We start from the raw sequence: 14,882 nt of genomic DNA, 5'->3' as shown, positions 1-14,882 counted from the left end.
CGTATTCATCATGGTCCCGGTGTTCAGAGTGCGATTCCCTTGTGCCAGACGCGTTCGTTCGTGACCGTATGATAGGGCGGGCGGCCCAGTTCGTACGCCATCGACATCGCGTCGAGCATGGTCCAGAGAATGTCGAGCTTGAATTGCAGGATTTCCCGCATACGCTGCTGGCTTTCAAAAGTCGTGTAGTGCTGCAGCGTGATCTGCAGGCCGTGCTCCACGTCGCGGCGCGCCTGGCCCAGACGCGAGCGGAAATACTCGTAGCCGCGCGGATCGATCCACGGATAGTGCGTGGGCCAGGTGTCCAGGCGCGACTGGTGAATCTGCGGGGCGAACAATTCGGTGAGCGAACTGCTGGCGGCTTCCTGCCAGCTCGCGCGGCGTGCGAAATTCACATACGCATCCACGGCGAAGCGCACGCCCGGCAGCACCAGTTCCTGCGAGCGCAGTTGCGCGGGATCGAGACCGACGGATTCGCCTAGGCGCAGCCAGGCTTCGATGCCCCCATCTTCGCCGGGCGCGCCGTCGTGATCGAGCAGACGCTGGATCCACTGGCGGCGTACTTCGCGGTCGGGACAATTGGCGAGAATCGCCGCGTCCTTCATCGGTATATTGACCTGGTAGTAGAAGCGGTTCGCGACCCACCCCTGGATCTGTTCGCGGGTCGCGCGGCCTTCGTACATCGCCACGTGATACGGGTGGTGGATGTGATAGAACGCGCCTTTGGCGCGCAGGGCCTGTTCGAATTGCTCGGGAGTGAGGGCGGCCTGGCTCATGATTCGGTCCAATTCCAATGAGGGCTGCTGCGCGATAACGGCAGCAGCATGATGCAGGGTGGCGCGGTGCTTTCGCGCGCGCCGCAAGCGTGTTACAGATCGATGCTCATGCCGTCGAAGGCCACTTCGACGTGGCGCAGTGCTAGTTCGGCGCGTTCCGCCGAGTCTTCGTCGAGGATCGGATTCGTGTTGTTGATGTGCGTGAGAATCTTGCGCGCGTTCGGGAATCGATCGAGCACTTCGAGCATGCCGCCGGGGCCGCTCTGCGCGAGGTGGCCCATCTGGCGACCCGTGCGCGTGCCCACGCCGCGGCGCTGCATTTCGTCGTCGTGCCAGAGCGTGCCGTCCACCAGCAGGCAATCGGCTTCGTGCATGCGCGCGAGCAGCGCTTCATCCACTTCACCCAGGCCCGGCGCGTAAAACAGCTTGCCGCCGGTGCGCATGTCTTCGATCACGAGGCCGATGTTGTCGCCCTCGTGCGGATCGTGCCGATGCGGCGAATAGGGCGGCGCGGCGCTGCGCAGCGCGAACGGCGTGAAGCGCAGATTCGGGCACGCGGCAATCGTGAACGGCTCGCCCGAGACGATGGGGTTCCAGCGCAGGCCGCCGTTCCAGTGCGTGAGCATCGGGAAGATCGGAAAGCCGGTGCTCAGGTCTTCATGGACCATATCGGTGCACCAGACTTCGTGCGGACAGCCTTCGCGCAGCATCAGCAGGCCGGTGGTGTGGTCGATCTGGCTGTCCATCAGCACGATTGCGGCGATGCCGGTGTCGCGCAGCGCGCGGCCTGGCTGCATGGGCGCGAAGGCCTGCAGCTGGGCGCGGATATCGGGCGAGGCGTTGCAGAGAATCCAGGATTCGCCGTCGTCGGAGACGGCAATCGACGATTGCGTGCGCGCCTTCGCGTTGAGGCGGCCATTACGGAAGCCCGCGCAGTTCGCGCAATTGCAGTTCCACTGAGGAAAGCCGCCGCCGGCTGCGGAGCCGAGAATATGAATATGCATGCTTGCTAAACCAGGCTGCGGATAGAACGCGCCAGATAAATAGCCCCGGCGGGCCGGGGCTATGAGGATCCTGCGAGAGGATACTGACGCTGCGAATTAACGGTTCGAAATGTACATCGTGATTTCAAAACCGAAACGCAGATCGGTGTAAGCGGGCTTGGTCCACATGGCAAAACTCCTTGAATAATGGATGGGCAGGCGGACGTCCGGCAAAGCGGACACACCGGGCGATACGGGAAAGAGCGGCTGCTGCAGGGTTCGTGCGACAGGCGGAATGAACTGCACGCCAGTGGCACGACGACACCGGATGCGCCGCCATTCTCCTCGCGCGTATCGTATCAAATTTGCGCGCATCGCGACGGCTCGCACGCAGCGCAAAGCCTTCAAAAACCGGATCAAACTATGAAAGCGCACGTGAAACGGCGCACGAAACACGTTATTTCGTATGTGGCAATATTCGCGCCGCACCACCATGAGAACGAGTCGTGAGCGGCCGAAGGCTACGTAATCTTGAACAAGGTCGTGAACATGTCCGGGCCGGGCGCGGTTTCGCGCGGCGCGTGGGGTGGGCGTTTGCGCGCGTGTTTGCTGGCGGCGTCAGCGGCCCGTGCGGGCGGACGTACGCCCGTGTACACCGCGCGCGGGCGAATCAGATGCGGATTTTGCCGCTGTTCGAGCCCGTGAGCGATCCAGCCCACCGAGCGGCCCAGCGCAAATAGCCCGAATGCGGCGCCCATCGGCAGATTCAGATGACGCCGCAGCGCCACGAGCGCGAGGTCGAGCGAGGGCTGCTGACCGACCCGTTCGCTGGCGAGGTCGATCAGTTTTTTCCACTTAGGGTGATGCTTCAGCGTGCGCGTGAGCAGCCACGCGGCGCGCACATCGCCATCGGGGTAGAGGGGGTGGCCGAAGCCCGGTAGATCGTCGCCGCGCGCAAGGCGCTCGTGCAGCTTGCGTTCAGGATCGATATCGCCGAGTTCGTCCCACAGCGCCTCGCCGCGCGCCGTGGTCGCGCCATGTCGCCCTCCAGAAAGCCCCGCCAGGCCGCCAATCACCACCGAGCGCAGGCTCGCGTCGGTTGATGCGATGCAGCGCGCGGCGAAACTCGACGCGTTCAACTCGTGATCGGCGCACAGCACCAGTGCCATGCGGATCAGTTCCGCACCCGCTTTACCCACGCCCCAGGCGCGTGCGCATTGCTCGTGGATCGGCGCGGTGTTGGGCGCAGCGCGCAGCAGGGAGGCCGCCAGCAGGCGCACGAGATCGCCGCAGCCTTGTGCCTGGCGCCCGGCGTTGCACTGCCAGATTGCGGTGGGTGCGTCTTCGCTTGCGACCGAAAAGAGCGGCAACATCGCGGCTTCCGCGCGCTGCTTGCGGTAGTGCTGGAGCAGCGCCTTGAAGACCTCGGGCGTTGACGGTGCGTGCGTGGCGAATGCCGCGCTTGCTTCGCATTGCCAGAGCAATGCGGCCACTTCTTCGAGGCTGGCGCGCGCTGCCAGACCGAGTGCGTCGATGCCCCGATACGAAAGCCGCCCGTCTTCGATCAGCGTGATGGCCGATTCGAGCACGGGCGCTCCCCAGTCGAGCGCCGCGCGCGCCACTGCCTTCGGCTTGCGCCCGCGCGCGCGATTGGCGGCGAGCCGCTCGACTTCGGTGGCCAGATAGCGGCTTTCGCGCGTGACCGGGTTGGTTTGCGCACGCAGCAGGCCGCGGCTCACATAGGCGTAGAGCGTCTGGCGCGAGACGCTCAGACGCGCGGCGGCTTCGGCGGAACTCAGGTAGGTCGGCATGTCGATCAGGATAGTCAACATTGACGATTGATGGGCGATACGCGTGCGTACGCTGCCGGAATTGCCGCTGTCACAAGCCTTTGTCCGGCATTGCATCACTTAAAAAAACTGACATCTGAGCGATGGCGTTGCCATACCCGCGCTCGCCTAAGCTCTCGACTCGACACGTCGCTCACGACGTCAACTCGACGAGCTTTTCCGGATGGTCACTATGGGAGCAAACCTGCGATATCTTGCTGCGCTTGCCGCCGCGACCGTTAGCCTGACTGCTCACGCCGGGCTACATCTCACGCCGGCGCAATGCCGCGGTTATCCGTTCAGGCACGTGGCGCCCGGCAAGGTCACGCATGCGCAACTGATGAACGAACTGGGCGAACTCGAAGCGCGCGGCTATCGCCCTGGCGACGACGAAGGCACCTATCCCGCCGATCTGCAGGCCGCGCAGAAAGCCTTGAGCGCCGATTACAGCGCGGACTGCCTCAAACTGCATCGCAAGACCTGATGGCTGCATGCTTGTCCGCGCAGCCATAAAAAAAGCAGCGAGACGGGTGATGCCCCGTATCGCTGCCTGGAATTGCGCGGTATATCGCGCGTTGCTTAAACCACGCGTTGCTTAAACCGTTAGATTCGCGAATCGAAACGCGTGCTGGAGCGCCGCCTAGAACGCGATAGCGATGCCAAACATGGCGACAAACTGATTGCCCGTGGACGACGCCGAGGTGTTCTGCGAATCGCCCACCATCGCCACCGCATCGACGATATCGCCGCTGCCATTTGCGCCCAGCGTATGACCCGAAGCGTGCTGATACGCCTGAATGGTGTACAGCGTGGTGCGCTTCGAGAGGTGATACATCTCGCGCAGCGAAACCTGCTGATAGCGCGCCGCATCGTGAATGCCGTTCGCGCTGGAGGCGCGCGTATAGCTATAGCCGCCCGACACCTCGATCGGCGTGCTCACGCGGTAGCTCACCAGTGCGCCGTAAGTGTTGAACACGGCGGTATCGGTGAACAGCGAGTGACTGCCCGGACGATAGATCACGTTCGAATAGTTCACGCCAATCAGCAGATTGCCGAACGTGTAGGTTGCCAGCGCCGCCGCGTGCTGCACGTTGCTTGCCGACAGATAGCCGGTATTGATGGTCGAATGCGGGAACGTGGCGCTGGCGCCGGGATCGAAGCCGCCTGTGTATTCCGTGTTGTTCATGCGCAGGTAGCCCAGACCCACGGAGAGCGGGCCGCCGTCGTAGCGCAGCGCCGCGCTGAACATGCTGCCGCTCTTCATGCTGCCCGCCACGCCGCCAAAGCCATATTGCACGCTGCCGCGCACGCCATAAATCGAAGGCGATGTGTAGGTAACCGAACTATTCGCGCGGATGTCCGTATCGAAACCATCGATGTCGCCCGGGTGTGCGCCCGTCGCACCGGTCAGGTACGTGACCGGGCCCAGCGTGCCCGCGAGCAGGTAGTACGGCGTGTACTGGCGGCCCATGGTCAGCGTCCCCAGGCGGCTGTCCTGCAGACCGACGAAGGCATAGCGGTTGAAGGCCAGACCGGCCGATTGCTGTGCGCCGGTGCCCGGATCGAAACCTTCCTGCAGATCGAAAATCGCGCGGGTCGTGGCGCTCAGTTGCTCCGTGCCCTTGAAGCCGAACTTCGAGGCGAGCAGATTGCCGTTGCGCATGTAGACGTTCGAATGGCCGCCCTGGTTGTTCGCGTACGAGATCGCTTCGTCAACGTTGCCGTACAGCGTCAGGCTGTTCTGAGCCATGGCCGGCTGCGCGACGGCGGCGGCGCACAGGAGCAGCGAGCCGCCCCAGAAAAAGTGTTCAGATTTCATCGTCAACCCTGATACCGATCCGGATGATGCCCGCCGCAGCGGCAGGCAATTCCGGATTCTGAAGAATTATTTGAACCGAGTAGTTAAAAGCGAGGCCGGGAAAGAAACAGGGGCGCGTGTGTTACGCACCCCTGCGGGCCGGACATCAGGCGTTTGCGGCGTTGCTGCCTAGTGCGTCTGCGGCAGTGCGTAGGCGATCACGTAGTCGCCGCGATCCGGCGACTGGCGTGCGCCGCCTGCCGAGATCACGATGTACTGCTTGCCGTCGATCGTGTAGCTCATCGGCGTGCCCTGGCTGCCCACCGGCAGACGGGCCTTCCAGACCTCCTTGCCGGTCGAGCTGTCGAACGCGCGCAGGTAGTAGTCCTGGGTGGCTGCGAAGAACACCAGGCCGCCGCCCGTGGTCAGCGAGCCGCCAATGGTCGGCATGCCGATCGGCGTGGGCATGTGCATCTGCACGCCATACAGACGCGTGTCCTTGACCGTGCCAAGCGGCACTTGCCAGGCGATGCTGCGCGTCTTCAGGTCGATGGCCGTGAGGCTGCCGAACGGCGGCTTCTGGCAAGGGATGCCCAGCGGCGAGAAGAAGCGGTCCTTGGTCACCGAGTACGGCGTGCCGCCCAGCGGCACCGCGCCCATGCCCGCGTTGACGGCTTCGTTGCCGTCCGAGGGGCCGCCGCGCTGCTTTTCCTTCACCAGATGGACCCACAGGCCCAGGCGCATGTCGTTCACGTAGATCATGCCGGCGTTCGGGTCGTACGACAGACCGCCCCAGTTCATGCCGCCGAGCGAACCCGGGAAGCTCAGCGCGTAGTCGGTATCCGGCGCGGTGAACAGGCCGTCGTAGCGCATGCCGCGGAACGAAATGCGGCACATCAGCTGGTCGATCGGCGTGACGCCCCACATGTCGGCGTCCTTGAGCACTTCGGCGCCGATCTGCGGCATGCCCACAGACAGCGGCTGCGTCTTCGAATACGGCTCGTTCGGGATCGTCGCGGGCTTGACGGGCTGCTCGATCACCTTGGTGAGCGGCTTGCCGGTCAGACGGTCGAGCACGAACAACTGGCCCATCTTGGTGCCGACGATGAGCGCCGGCACCTTTTTGCCGTCGTCCATCGGGAAGTCGATCAGCGTCGGCTGCATCGGCACGTCGTAGTCCCAGAGGTCGTGGTGGACGGTCTGGAAGTGCCACTTTTCAGCGCCGGTGCTCGCGTCGAGTGCGAGGATCGAGGCGCCGTACTTTTCGTCGAGCGCCGTGCGCTTGACGCCCCACAGGTCGATCGCGGCGTTGCCCACCGGCATGTAGACGGTGTTCGAGGTCGCGTCATAGGTCATCGGCGCCCACACGTTGGGGGTCGAGCGCGTGAAGGACTTGCCGGTTGTCGGCGCGGCGTGGTCTTGCGGGCTGCCCGGATCGAACGCCCACTTCATCTTGCCGGTCATCACGTCGAAGCCGCGGATCACGCCGCCCGGCATGTCGAGCGAGACGTTGTCGGCAACGCGCCCGCCTACCACCAGGGTCGTGCCCGCGACGGTTGGCGCCGAGGTCAGCTGGTACAGCGGGCTCTTGGCCTTGCCCAGGCCGGCCTTCAGATCGATGATGCCGTGATCGCCGAAGTCGTCGCAGAGCTTGCCGTTGTCGGCGTCGAGCGCGACCAGCTTCGCATCGATCGTGTTCATGTAGATGCGGCGACGGCAGGCGGCGGAGTCACCCGGCGCGGCGATCGCCGACACCGGCGTCGAGCCCGCCACGGTAGGCTGCACGAGCGGTTGCGCGGCGTCGAAGTAGGCGAGGCCGCGGCAGCGCACCCAGACCGTGGTTTGGGTCGGGAACGCATGACGCCATTTTTCGGCGCCACTGGCGGCGTCGACGGCGATCACCGTGTTGTGCGGCGAGCACAGGAACAGCGTCTTGCCCACCTGGAGCGGCGTTTCCTGGTCTTCCGAGCCGCCGCCGTCCGGGCTGAGCGGCGTGTCGCCGGTGTGGAACGTCCAGGCGACCTGAAGGTTCTTCACGTTGTCGCGGTTGATCTGGGCGAAGCCCGCGAAGCGGTCGCCGCCGGCCGAATGGCCGTATGCGGTCCAGTCGCCGGTGCCGGCCGTGCCCGCGACGGGCGGGCTCGATTCGGCGCCGAACTTGCCGTGCGGCACGAACATGCCGTACACGAAACCGGCGTTGACGACGGCCAGCACGGCCGCGATGCCGAAGGCCTTGCCGCACGCGGGCGTCTTGCCTTCGCCCTTGCGCAGCACGGGGACGATCAGCGCGAGCAGCATGCCGATCATCGAGAACATGAAAATACGCGTGTTGAGCTGCCAGAAGTCGAAGCCGACTTCCCAGATGGCCCACAGCGCGGTGGCGATCAGGAACACGAGGTAGATCGCGACGCTGGCCGAGCGGCGGCGCGCGAGTTGCACGCCGGTGGCGCAGAGCGCGAGGCCGGCGAGCAGGTAATACCAGCTGCCGCCGCGCGCGATCAGCATGCCGCCGCCAATAAGGAAATACAGCCCGAGCAGCAGGCCGACGACCCCGATCAGGGGTAGGCCGATACGCACGGCCTTGGGAATCTGTTTATCTGAATCTGTTGGTTGCTTCGACATCGTTTTGTTCTCGAATGGAGGCTTGACGGCTTGCCTCGCAGTCGGCCGACCTGCGACCTTTTGTAATAGGGTGCAAGCGTCAAGCCTTGTGCTAGATTAACCAGTTGGTACATTTTATTAAGAAATTTGAAATCCTGCCCGCAAAATCGCAACCCCGTGGTTCGGATAGGCGTGCGTGGGTGAGCAGAATGCGGGTTTTGAGGTCAGCGCGAGGGCGCTGCGAGAGGCACCTCGGCGCTGCCAGTGCCGTGTGTGCGCGGGTGTTTGTGCACACGGCGGCCTTCGCTACGCGCGGGAAGATTGGGTAAAGTTGGGTAAGACGCGGGGCGGTGGGCGTGAAGCGCCCGCGCGAGGAGGGTGAGGCGCGAACGCGCTCAGGAAAGCAGCGCGAGCGTGGTTTCCAGCACGGCGCGCTTGAACTTCTTCGGATTACGGGGCAGCGAGGAAACCGTCAACATCACATGACCGTAGCCCACGGTCTTGCTCACGCCGTTGAGCAGCACGAAGAACAGCACGTCGGCATCTTTCACCTTCAGCACGCCCTGTCGCGCGGCGTCTTGCAGTAGCGGCACCATCACGTCGAAGTAGGGCCGCATGAGGCGTTCGACCAGCAGGTCGAGCCGCGCGCCTTCCTCGGTTGTCGCTGTCGAGAAAAACAGCCCCACGTCGGGTTCCTCGAACACCTTGTCGATATAGATCTCGATCGCGCGGTCCACGCGCGCCCTGGCGTCCAGCTCCGATTCGCGCAGCGCCGCCGTGGCGTCGATCATCGGCCGCGCGTGCTCGGCGATCTGCTCGACCACGGCTTCCCACAGCGAGTCCTTCGAGCCGAAATGATGCGCGAGCAAGGCCGGATCGACGCCCGAATCGCGTGCGATCTCGCGCACGCTGGTGGCGTCGTAGCCACGCGTGCCGAAGGTCTTGCGCGCATTGCGCAACAGCACATCCCGGCCCACCGAGGCTTGCTGCGCCGGTCGCCCGCGACCGCGCCTGACTGGCGTGGGCGTTGGAGATGCAGTGGCCTTCTCTTTCATGCGCTTACTGGTTTCCGTTTTTCGATGGACGTGAGTGTAACCGAGCGTCCAGGCGTTGCCGCCTGGGGTCTGCATGAGGTGTGCGGCGGCGCAGGGATGAGGTCGTTTGACACAGGCCGCGCCAGGGGATTACCATCGGCTTTTATTCATTGCGTGTTGAATTAAAGATGACGAATCCGGTACGCATCGTAATCGTGGGCGGCGGCATCGCCGGCATCCTTCTGGCAACGAAGCTGGGCGATACGCTCGGCCGCGCGGGCAAGGCCCGCATCAGGCTGATCGACAAAAGCCCCACGCACATCTGGAAGCCGATGTTGCACACGATCGCGGCCGGCACGCGCGATGTCCAGCAACAACAGGTGATCTTCCTCGCGCACGCGGCGGAGCACGGCTACACCTACGAACCCGGCGAGATGCTGGGGCTAGACCGCGCGCGCCGTTGCGTGCAACTGGGGGCGCTCACCACGACCGATGGCGGCGTGGTGCTGGAGCCGCGCGAAGTGAGCTACGACGTGCTGGTGCTTGCATTGGGCAGTCACGCGAACGATTTCGGCGTACCGGGCGTGGCGCAGCACAGTTACTTCATCGACAGCCAGAAGCAGGCCGAAACCTTCAACGAAGCGCTGCGTGCGCGTGCGTTCCGCAGCGTGGCGCGCGACGAGGCGCTGCGTGTGGCGATCGTCGGCGGCGGGGCAACCGGCGTGGAACTGGCCGCCGAATTGAGCCGCCTGCTGGAAGTGGCGAGCGCGTATGGCGACGCCACGGTGCGCGAGCGTCTGCAATTGACGCTGCTGGAAAGCGGTCCGCGCATTCTGGGCGCGTTTCCGCCTAATATTTCCGAGTCCAGCCAGCATCAGCTCGAAAAGATCGGCTTTAGCGTCAAGACCGGCACGCGCGTGACCGAGGCAACCGCGCAGGGTTTCGTCTATGACGGCGGTTCGGTGGCGCAGGCCGATCTGATGGTCTGGGCCGCAGGCGTGAAGGCCGCCGATTTTCTGCGCGGACTGGGCGGCCTCACCACCAACCGTGCGAACCAGATCGTGGTGGGACCGACTTTGCAAGCCACGGAGGATGACCATGTCTTTGCGCTCGGCGACTGTGCCAGCCTCACGCCCGCGGGGGCCGAACGCGCGCTTGCGCCAACCGCGCAGGTCGCTACGCAGCAGGCCGAATATCTCGCGCGCCACCTGCCGGGCTGGCTCGCCGGCGAGCCGCTGCCCGCGTTCGCGTTTCATGATTTTGGTTCGCTGGTCTCGCTGAGCGATTACGATGCGTTCGGCACGCTCGGGCGTTTTGGCTTCTTCCGTGGCGGCTTCATTCGCGGCAGGCTGGCGCAATTGAGTCATGCGATGCTGTACCGCCGCCATCAGCAGGCATTGCACGGCTGGCGCAAGGCGACGCTGCTGTGGAGCGCCGAGCGCATCAACGGCTGGGTGCAGCCGAAGATCCGTCTGGCCTGATCGATATGTCAACACGCCGCGCCATGCTTTGTCATGGCGCGCGGCGTCTGATCCTGAATCGTTAGCGTAACCAGGGATTCTGGCTCACGCCGGGCACATCGCCGTGCGGCCATAGCGTGCATGCCATAGCCCCAGTTCCTGTTCGTGTTCGGCCACGCGTTGCGGCACGGCATCGCGCAGGAATTCCACCAGCGTGCGGATCTTGGCGTCCAGGTATTGGCGCGATGCGTAAAGCGCGTGGACGTTGATCGGTTTGAGGCGCGCGTGCGGGAGCACCTGCACCAGCGTGCCGTCGCGCAGACCTTGAAGCGCAGTGGGAATCGGCAGCATGCCGATGCCCATGCCCGCGCGGATCGCTTCGCCCAGGGCTTCGGCGATATTCACGGTGAAAGGCGCTTCGCGCAGCGGACGTATTGCGTGCTCGTTGCCTTCGGCGTCTTCGAAAAGCCACGGCAGCGAAGGCTGATCCTGCAGCGACATCTGCACGCTGGTGTGCGTTTCCAGTTCGTCGAGCGAGGTGGGCGCGCCGCGCCGCGACAGATAGGCCGGCGACGCGCACAGGACCGCGCGCGTCGTGCCCAGGCGCTGCGAGACCAGCGACGAATCCTTCAGATTCTGCGCCACCACGATGCCCACGTCGAAACGCTCTTCGAGCAGATCGGGTGTGCGCTGCGACAGCACCAGATCAACCGAGACGCCTTCGAATAGCTGCGTGTAGCGCGCAAGCAGCGGCGTCAGATAGTGCTGGCCGAAACCCGCGGGCGCATGCACGCGCAGCCGTCCGTTGGGCTGGGCGGCTGCGCCCATGGCCTCGGCATCGGCGAGATCGACTTGATTGAGGATGCGTTCGCAATGCTCCAGGTAGCGGCGGCCCGCTTCGGTCAGCGAGATCTGGCGCGTGGTGCGGTTGAACAGGCGCGTCTGCAGGCTGGCTTCGAGATCCATGATCGCGCGCGAGACGGCGGCGGTACTGAGTGAGGCGCGCACGGCGGCCTTGGCGAAACCGCCGGCTTGCGCGACGCCCACGAACATCTTCATGCTGCCCAGCTTGTCCATTGGATTGCGCTTCTATGAGTTTCCATCGGGATTAGCGCGGGTGGCGCAGCGATGAATAGGGCGTGGCGCGCGGCCCGAGCCGTTGCGCCCTATATATTCAACGCGTGATGAAATAATTCTACTGCGGACGAGGGGGCGGTGTCAAAGCGACGGCGCGACCGGTGAATCAGGCGCGCCGTCTTCGATGCCGTCAATGCCAGAAAAGCACGATCAGGATGATGATCGGAATCGGCACGCCAAGCATGTAGAGAAGGATCGAACGCATGTCAGTCTCCTGGAGTTGTCGGGGCTGTGGTGGTCTCTAACGTGGTCAGAATTCGCGCAGGCGGCCGCCCACGGTCGCCATATAGCTGGCGGCAAAAGCGCCCATCAACAGCGACACGAACAGCCAGAGCGTGGCGTGGATGGTGGCCTTGCGCGCCTCATCGGCGGCGGCGCGAGCGGCCGTGTCGAGCGCATTCATCTTGTCCTGCAGGCGCGTATAGGTGGTGGAGACGCGCGCTTGCGCGTCGGCGGGCGAAAGCCCGGTCTGCTGCGCCACGATCTGCGCGACGTACTGCGTGTCCTCCTGCGAGAGCGCGCTGCCCGACGGCAGGGTGTTGAGGAAGATGCGAGCGATTTCCTGCTTCTGCGCGACGTTCGCGAGCGCCTGTTCAGGGCGCGTTTCCGTCTGGGCGGCCGCGCCGGCGACAGGGCGCAGCATGCCGTCGATCAGATAGCCAACGGGCCAGGTCTGCCACGCCGTCTGGGCGTTGCCGCGATCGACACCGCCCAGGCCCGCCGCTGTCTGCATGCCGGTTTCGGCGGCGGCCACTGCGGCGGTGCGGCCGATGCCCGCCGCCGTCGAGGCGAGGAGCCCGGCCATTAGCAGCGTCGCCAGCGCCCACGCGAGAAAACCATGCGCGGTGTCGCGGAAGTGGGTTTCGTCGCCGCTGATGCTCGGCCAATGACGGCGCAGGCGTCCGGCCAGATAGCCGCCCAGCCCGGAGGACATGATCTGTGACACGAAGATCCAGATCACCACCGCCGCGCCGAAGGTTTTGGGGTGCGCGCCACTGCCCGGCCAGGGTGAAAGCGATGAGAGCCCAAGACCCGTGCCCAGCGTGAGCAGGATCAGCGAGAAAGCGGCCATCCCGACCGCGCCCGCGAGTATCGCACCCCACGAAACCGCTTCGCGCGGCAGGATGTGCTGTGTTGCGGCGAGCGGTGTCGCCACGCCCACGCCCAGTTCTGTCTGATTCATGGACTCCTCCTCCTTATGGTGAGGGCGCCGTGCGCTATGTCGTGCGAATGCGCCGGGCCGATGCACAGCGTTTGAGCAGAATCCGTGCCCCGGAGGAGGGGGTCGCGCTGTGGCGGGCGATTTAAACGGCCTTTTAAGCGGCTTTTAAAGCCGATATTCCGCAAAGGTGCAATGCCTCTTTATCGCCTGTTCTTTTCGCGCGACAGAGCTGATTTAACTGAAACAATTCGCTGGTATAGTCCGCACCGACTTCGGGGACGTTGGCAAACATAAGACGAAACGCGTGCATAAAAATAACTTCAATCTATTGCGGCTGTTATTCGCCGTCGGGGTGATCTTTTCTCATTCGTTTGAGCTGCTGCGCCATCAGGACCCGCTTGAGGCAAGTGGGGCGGGGATGTCGGTCGGCACGCTCGGTGTATGCGGCTTTTTCCTGCTCAGCGGCTATCTGACTGCGCAAAGCTGGACGCATGAACCACGCGCGCTCGCGTTTTTGAAAAAGCGGGCGTTGCGCCTGTATCCGGCCTTTATCGCGGCGTCGGTGTTATCGGTATTCGTGGTGGGGCCGTTGGGCGCGAGCACGGCGCAGTACTTCAGCGACTGGTCAGCGCACAAGTTTTTCGCCGATCTCATCGGCTTGCGCCAGCCGCGCACGCCCGAGGTGTTCGCGAATTCGCCGGTGCCCTCGGTCAATGGATCGATGTGGACGATCACCTTCGAGCTGCGCTGTTATCTGCTGATGACGGTGCTGGGTTTGTGCGGCGTGATGAAGCGCCGCTGGGCGATTCTCCTGCTCGCGGTGGCGGTCAATGCCGCAGCGATTGCCGGCGCGCCGATGCAGCGCGGCGAGCAGGGCGATGCGCTGTTTGGCGTCTCCGGTTTCATGCTCTGGTTTGCCTCGCTTTATCTGGCGGGCGTGGGCTTTTATCTGCTGCGCGAGCGCCTGCCATTACGCGGGCGTTTTGCCGTGTTCGCGCTGCTGGGTTTTGGCGCGGCGCTGTTCGCAACCGCGCCTGTCATGCGCGCGGCGACGGTGACACTGGGCGCTTACTGCCTCTTTTACATCGGCCAGCGTCAATCGCCCTTGCTGCAGAAGCTGCGCATGCGCGACGATCTTTCATACGGTCTCTATCTGTACGGCTGGCCCGTCACGCAGCTACTCGCGCTGTGGCTGCCCTCGATTGCGCCGCTTGCGTTGTTCGCCTGCGTGTCGGCGATCTGCGTGCCGATCGCTTTCGTGAGCTGGCGCGGCGTGGAAGCGCCGGCGCTGCGTCTCAAACCCGCCCCCACAGCGCAAGCGCGTCCCGTCGCGGCGTGAATGCGTTAGGCTGGCGGGCATCGCCAGTCACCGCGTTATTCGCTTTGCCGCCGAGGCGGTATGGGAGGTATCGAGATGTCGCTCGCGCTCTACGGTCATCCTTTCTCTTCGTACACGCAGAAGGTGCTCGTTGCACTGTACGAGAACGGCACGCCCTTCGAATTTCGCGTCATCGGACCCGGTTCGCCGCACGCGGCGGACTGGCTGCAACGCTGGCCGCTGCGTAAATTCCCGCTGCTGGTGGACGGCGCGCGCAATGTGGCCGAAACCAGCATCATCATCGAATATCTCCATCTCATGCATCCCGGGCCCGTGCGCCTGTTGCCCGCCGATCCGATGGCGGCGCTCGACGTGCGCTTTCTCGATCGCTTCTTCGATCTGCATGTGATGACGCCGGTACAGCGTGCTGTCGATGGCGCGTTATCGGGCGACGTTGCGAAACGTGTGGAGGGCATGGCCCACGCGGCCCAGAAGCTCGATCTCGCCTACGCGTGGCTCGATGCACAACTGGCGGGGCGCAACTGGGCCGCTGGCGAGGCGTTCACCCTTGCCGATTGCGCCGCGGCTCCCGCGCTGTTTTACGCGGACTGGACACATCGCATTGCGGAGGAATTCGCCACGCTGCGCGCGTATCGCGAGCGGCTGCTCGCGCGGCCTTCGTTCGCGCGTGCGGTACAAGAGGCGCGGCCTTATCGGCCACTGTTCCCGCTGGGCGCGCCGGATCGCGATTGACGCGCTGCGGGGTTAGATAACCTTCGACGTA

At 64.4% G+C, this 14,882-nt stretch carries 13 protein-coding genes; 4 read left to right on the top strand and 9 right to left on the bottom strand.

Translation table 11 applies throughout. From position 1 onward, the window contains the following. Positions 1-23: 23 nt before the first annotated feature. The 4 genes from pqqC to F4827_RS20745 all read right to left on the bottom strand — a co-directional run bounded on the left by pqqC (position 24) and on the right by F4827_RS20745 (position 3,570). Positions 24-776 carry a pyrroloquinoline-quinone synthase PqqC gene (gene pqqC / locus F4827_RS20760; RefSeq protein ID WP_183726573.1) on the bottom strand — a complete coding sequence of 251 codons (753 nt, stop codon included), beginning with the start codon at positions 774-776 and terminating at the stop codon, positions 24-26. A 92-nt stretch (positions 777-868) separates the two neighbouring features. Continuing rightward, complete coding sequence (gene pqqB / locus F4827_RS20755) at positions 869-1,780, bottom strand: pyrroloquinoline quinone biosynthesis protein PqqB (protein ID WP_183726571.1); 912 nt, start codon at positions 1,778-1,780, stop codon at positions 869-871. A 96-nt stretch (positions 1,781-1,876) separates the two neighbouring features. Beyond that, positions 1,877-1,948: a pyrroloquinoline quinone precursor peptide PqqA gene (pqqA, locus tag F4827_RS20750; protein WP_084162062.1), complete on the bottom strand. Its 72-nt coding sequence runs from the start codon at positions 1,946-1,948 to the stop codon at positions 1,877-1,879. 332 nt (positions 1,949-2,280) lie between these two features. After that, a complete protein-coding gene (locus F4827_RS20745; protein WP_183726809.1) occupies positions 2,281-3,570 on the bottom strand; it encodes a citrate synthase family protein in 1,290 nt (429 codons plus the stop codon). 211 nt (positions 3,571-3,781) lie between these two features. On the opposite strand from F4827_RS20745, the gene F4827_RS20740 reads away from it, so the two are divergent. After that, a complete protein-coding gene (locus F4827_RS20740) occupies positions 3,782-4,072 on the top strand; it encodes a DUF4148 domain-containing protein (protein ID WP_183726569.1) in 291 nt (96 codons plus the stop codon). Between the two features lie 156 nt (positions 4,073-4,228). Here the strand turns inward: F4827_RS20740 and F4827_RS20735 are convergent, their stop codons facing one another. The 3 genes from F4827_RS20735 to F4827_RS20725 form a co-directional block, all read right to left on the bottom strand. Then, positions 4,229-5,407: a porin gene (locus F4827_RS20735; RefSeq protein ID WP_183726567.1), complete on the bottom strand. Its 1,179-nt coding sequence runs from the start codon at positions 5,405-5,407 to the stop codon at positions 4,229-4,231. Positions 5,408-5,575: 168 nt separating this feature from the next. Next, the gene (locus F4827_RS20730) at positions 5,576-8,008 is read right to left on the bottom strand and encodes a membrane-bound PQQ-dependent dehydrogenase, glucose/quinate/shikimate family (RefSeq protein ID WP_183726564.1); all 2,433 of its coding nucleotides are present in this window, start codon (positions 8,006-8,008) and stop codon (positions 5,576-5,578) included. A gap of 374 nt (positions 8,009-8,382) precedes the next feature. Continuing rightward, positions 8,383-9,042: a TetR/AcrR family transcriptional regulator gene (locus F4827_RS20725; protein ID WP_183726562.1), complete on the bottom strand. Its 660-nt coding sequence runs from the start codon at positions 9,040-9,042 to the stop codon at positions 8,383-8,385. A 167-nt stretch (positions 9,043-9,209) separates the two neighbouring features. On the opposite strand from F4827_RS20725, the gene F4827_RS20720 reads away from it, so the two are divergent. Then, on the top strand, positions 9,210-10,502 hold the full coding sequence (locus F4827_RS20720) for an NAD(P)/FAD-dependent oxidoreductase (protein ID WP_183726560.1): 1,293 nt from the start codon (positions 9,210-9,212) through the stop codon (positions 10,500-10,502). An 84-nt stretch (positions 10,503-10,586) separates the two neighbouring features. On the opposite strand, the gene F4827_RS20715 is transcribed toward F4827_RS20720, so the two are convergent. Both F4827_RS20715 and F4827_RS20710 read right to left on the bottom strand, forming a co-directional pair. After that, a complete protein-coding gene (locus tag F4827_RS20715) occupies positions 10,587-11,558 on the bottom strand; it encodes a LysR family transcriptional regulator (protein ID WP_183726558.1) in 972 nt (323 codons plus the stop codon). 310 nt (positions 11,559-11,868) lie between these two features. After that, entirely contained in the window at positions 11,869-12,801 is a 933-nt protein-coding gene (locus F4827_RS20710; protein WP_183726556.1) for a hypothetical protein, read from the bottom strand. Positions 12,802-13,084: 283 nt separating this feature from the next. Between F4827_RS20710 and F4827_RS20705 the strand changes: the two genes are divergently transcribed. Together F4827_RS20705 and F4827_RS20700 are read left to right on the top strand one after the other, a co-directional pair. Next, positions 13,085-14,119, top strand: a complete 1,035-nt coding sequence (locus F4827_RS20705; protein ID WP_221303748.1) for an acyltransferase — start codon at positions 13,085-13,087, stop codon at positions 14,117-14,119. A gap of 75 nt (positions 14,120-14,194) precedes the next feature. After that, a complete protein-coding gene (locus F4827_RS20700; RefSeq protein ID WP_183726807.1) occupies positions 14,195-14,851 on the top strand; it encodes a glutathione S-transferase family protein in 657 nt (218 codons plus the stop codon). Positions 14,852-14,882 lie beyond the last annotated feature (31 nt).

Source organism: Paraburkholderia bannensis, assembly GCF_014200455.1.
In the GTDB taxonomy this organism is placed as follows: Bacteria; Pseudomonadota; Gammaproteobacteria; order Burkholderiales; family Burkholderiaceae; genus Paraburkholderia; species Paraburkholderia bannensis_A.
This window is presented reverse-complemented; position numbering and strand designations above follow the sequence as displayed.

Coding starts and splice junctions, on each gene's coding strand:
- pqqC (WP_183726573.1), bottom strand. CDS start 776: ATGAGCCAGGCCGCCCTCACTCCCGAGCAATTCGAACAGGCCCTGCGC.
- pqqB (WP_183726571.1), bottom strand. CDS start 1,780: ATGCATATTCATATTCTCGGCTCCGCAGCCGGCGGCGGCTTTCCTCAG.
- F4827_RS20745 (WP_183726809.1), bottom strand. CDS start 3,570: ATGCCGACCTACCTGAGTTCCGCCGAAGCCGCCGCGCGTCTGAGCGTC.
- F4827_RS20740 (WP_183726569.1), top strand. CDS start 3,782: ATGGGAGCAAACCTGCGATATCTTGCTGCGCTTGCCGCCGCGACCGTT.
- F4827_RS20735 (WP_183726567.1), bottom strand. CDS start 5,407: ATGAAATCTGAACACTTTTTCTGGGGCGGCTCGCTGCTCCTGTGCGCC.
- F4827_RS20730 (WP_183726564.1), bottom strand. CDS start 8,008: ATGTCGAAGCAACCAACAGATTCAGATAAACAGATTCCCAAGGCCGTG.
- F4827_RS20725 (WP_183726562.1), bottom strand. CDS start 9,042: ATGAAAGAGAAGGCCACTGCATCTCCAACGCCCACGCCAGTCAGGCGC.
- F4827_RS20720 (WP_183726560.1), top strand. CDS start 9,210: ATGACGAATCCGGTACGCATCGTAATCGTGGGCGGCGGCATCGCCGGC.
- F4827_RS20715 (WP_183726558.1), bottom strand. CDS start 11,558: ATGGACAAGCTGGGCAGCATGAAGATGTTCGTGGGCGTCGCGCAAGCC.
- F4827_RS20710 (WP_183726556.1), bottom strand. CDS start 12,801: ATGAATCAGACAGAACTGGGCGTGGGCGTGGCGACACCGCTCGCCGCA.
- F4827_RS20700 (WP_183726807.1), top strand. CDS start 14,195: ATGTCGCTCGCGCTCTACGGTCATCCTTTCTCTTCGTACACGCAGAAG.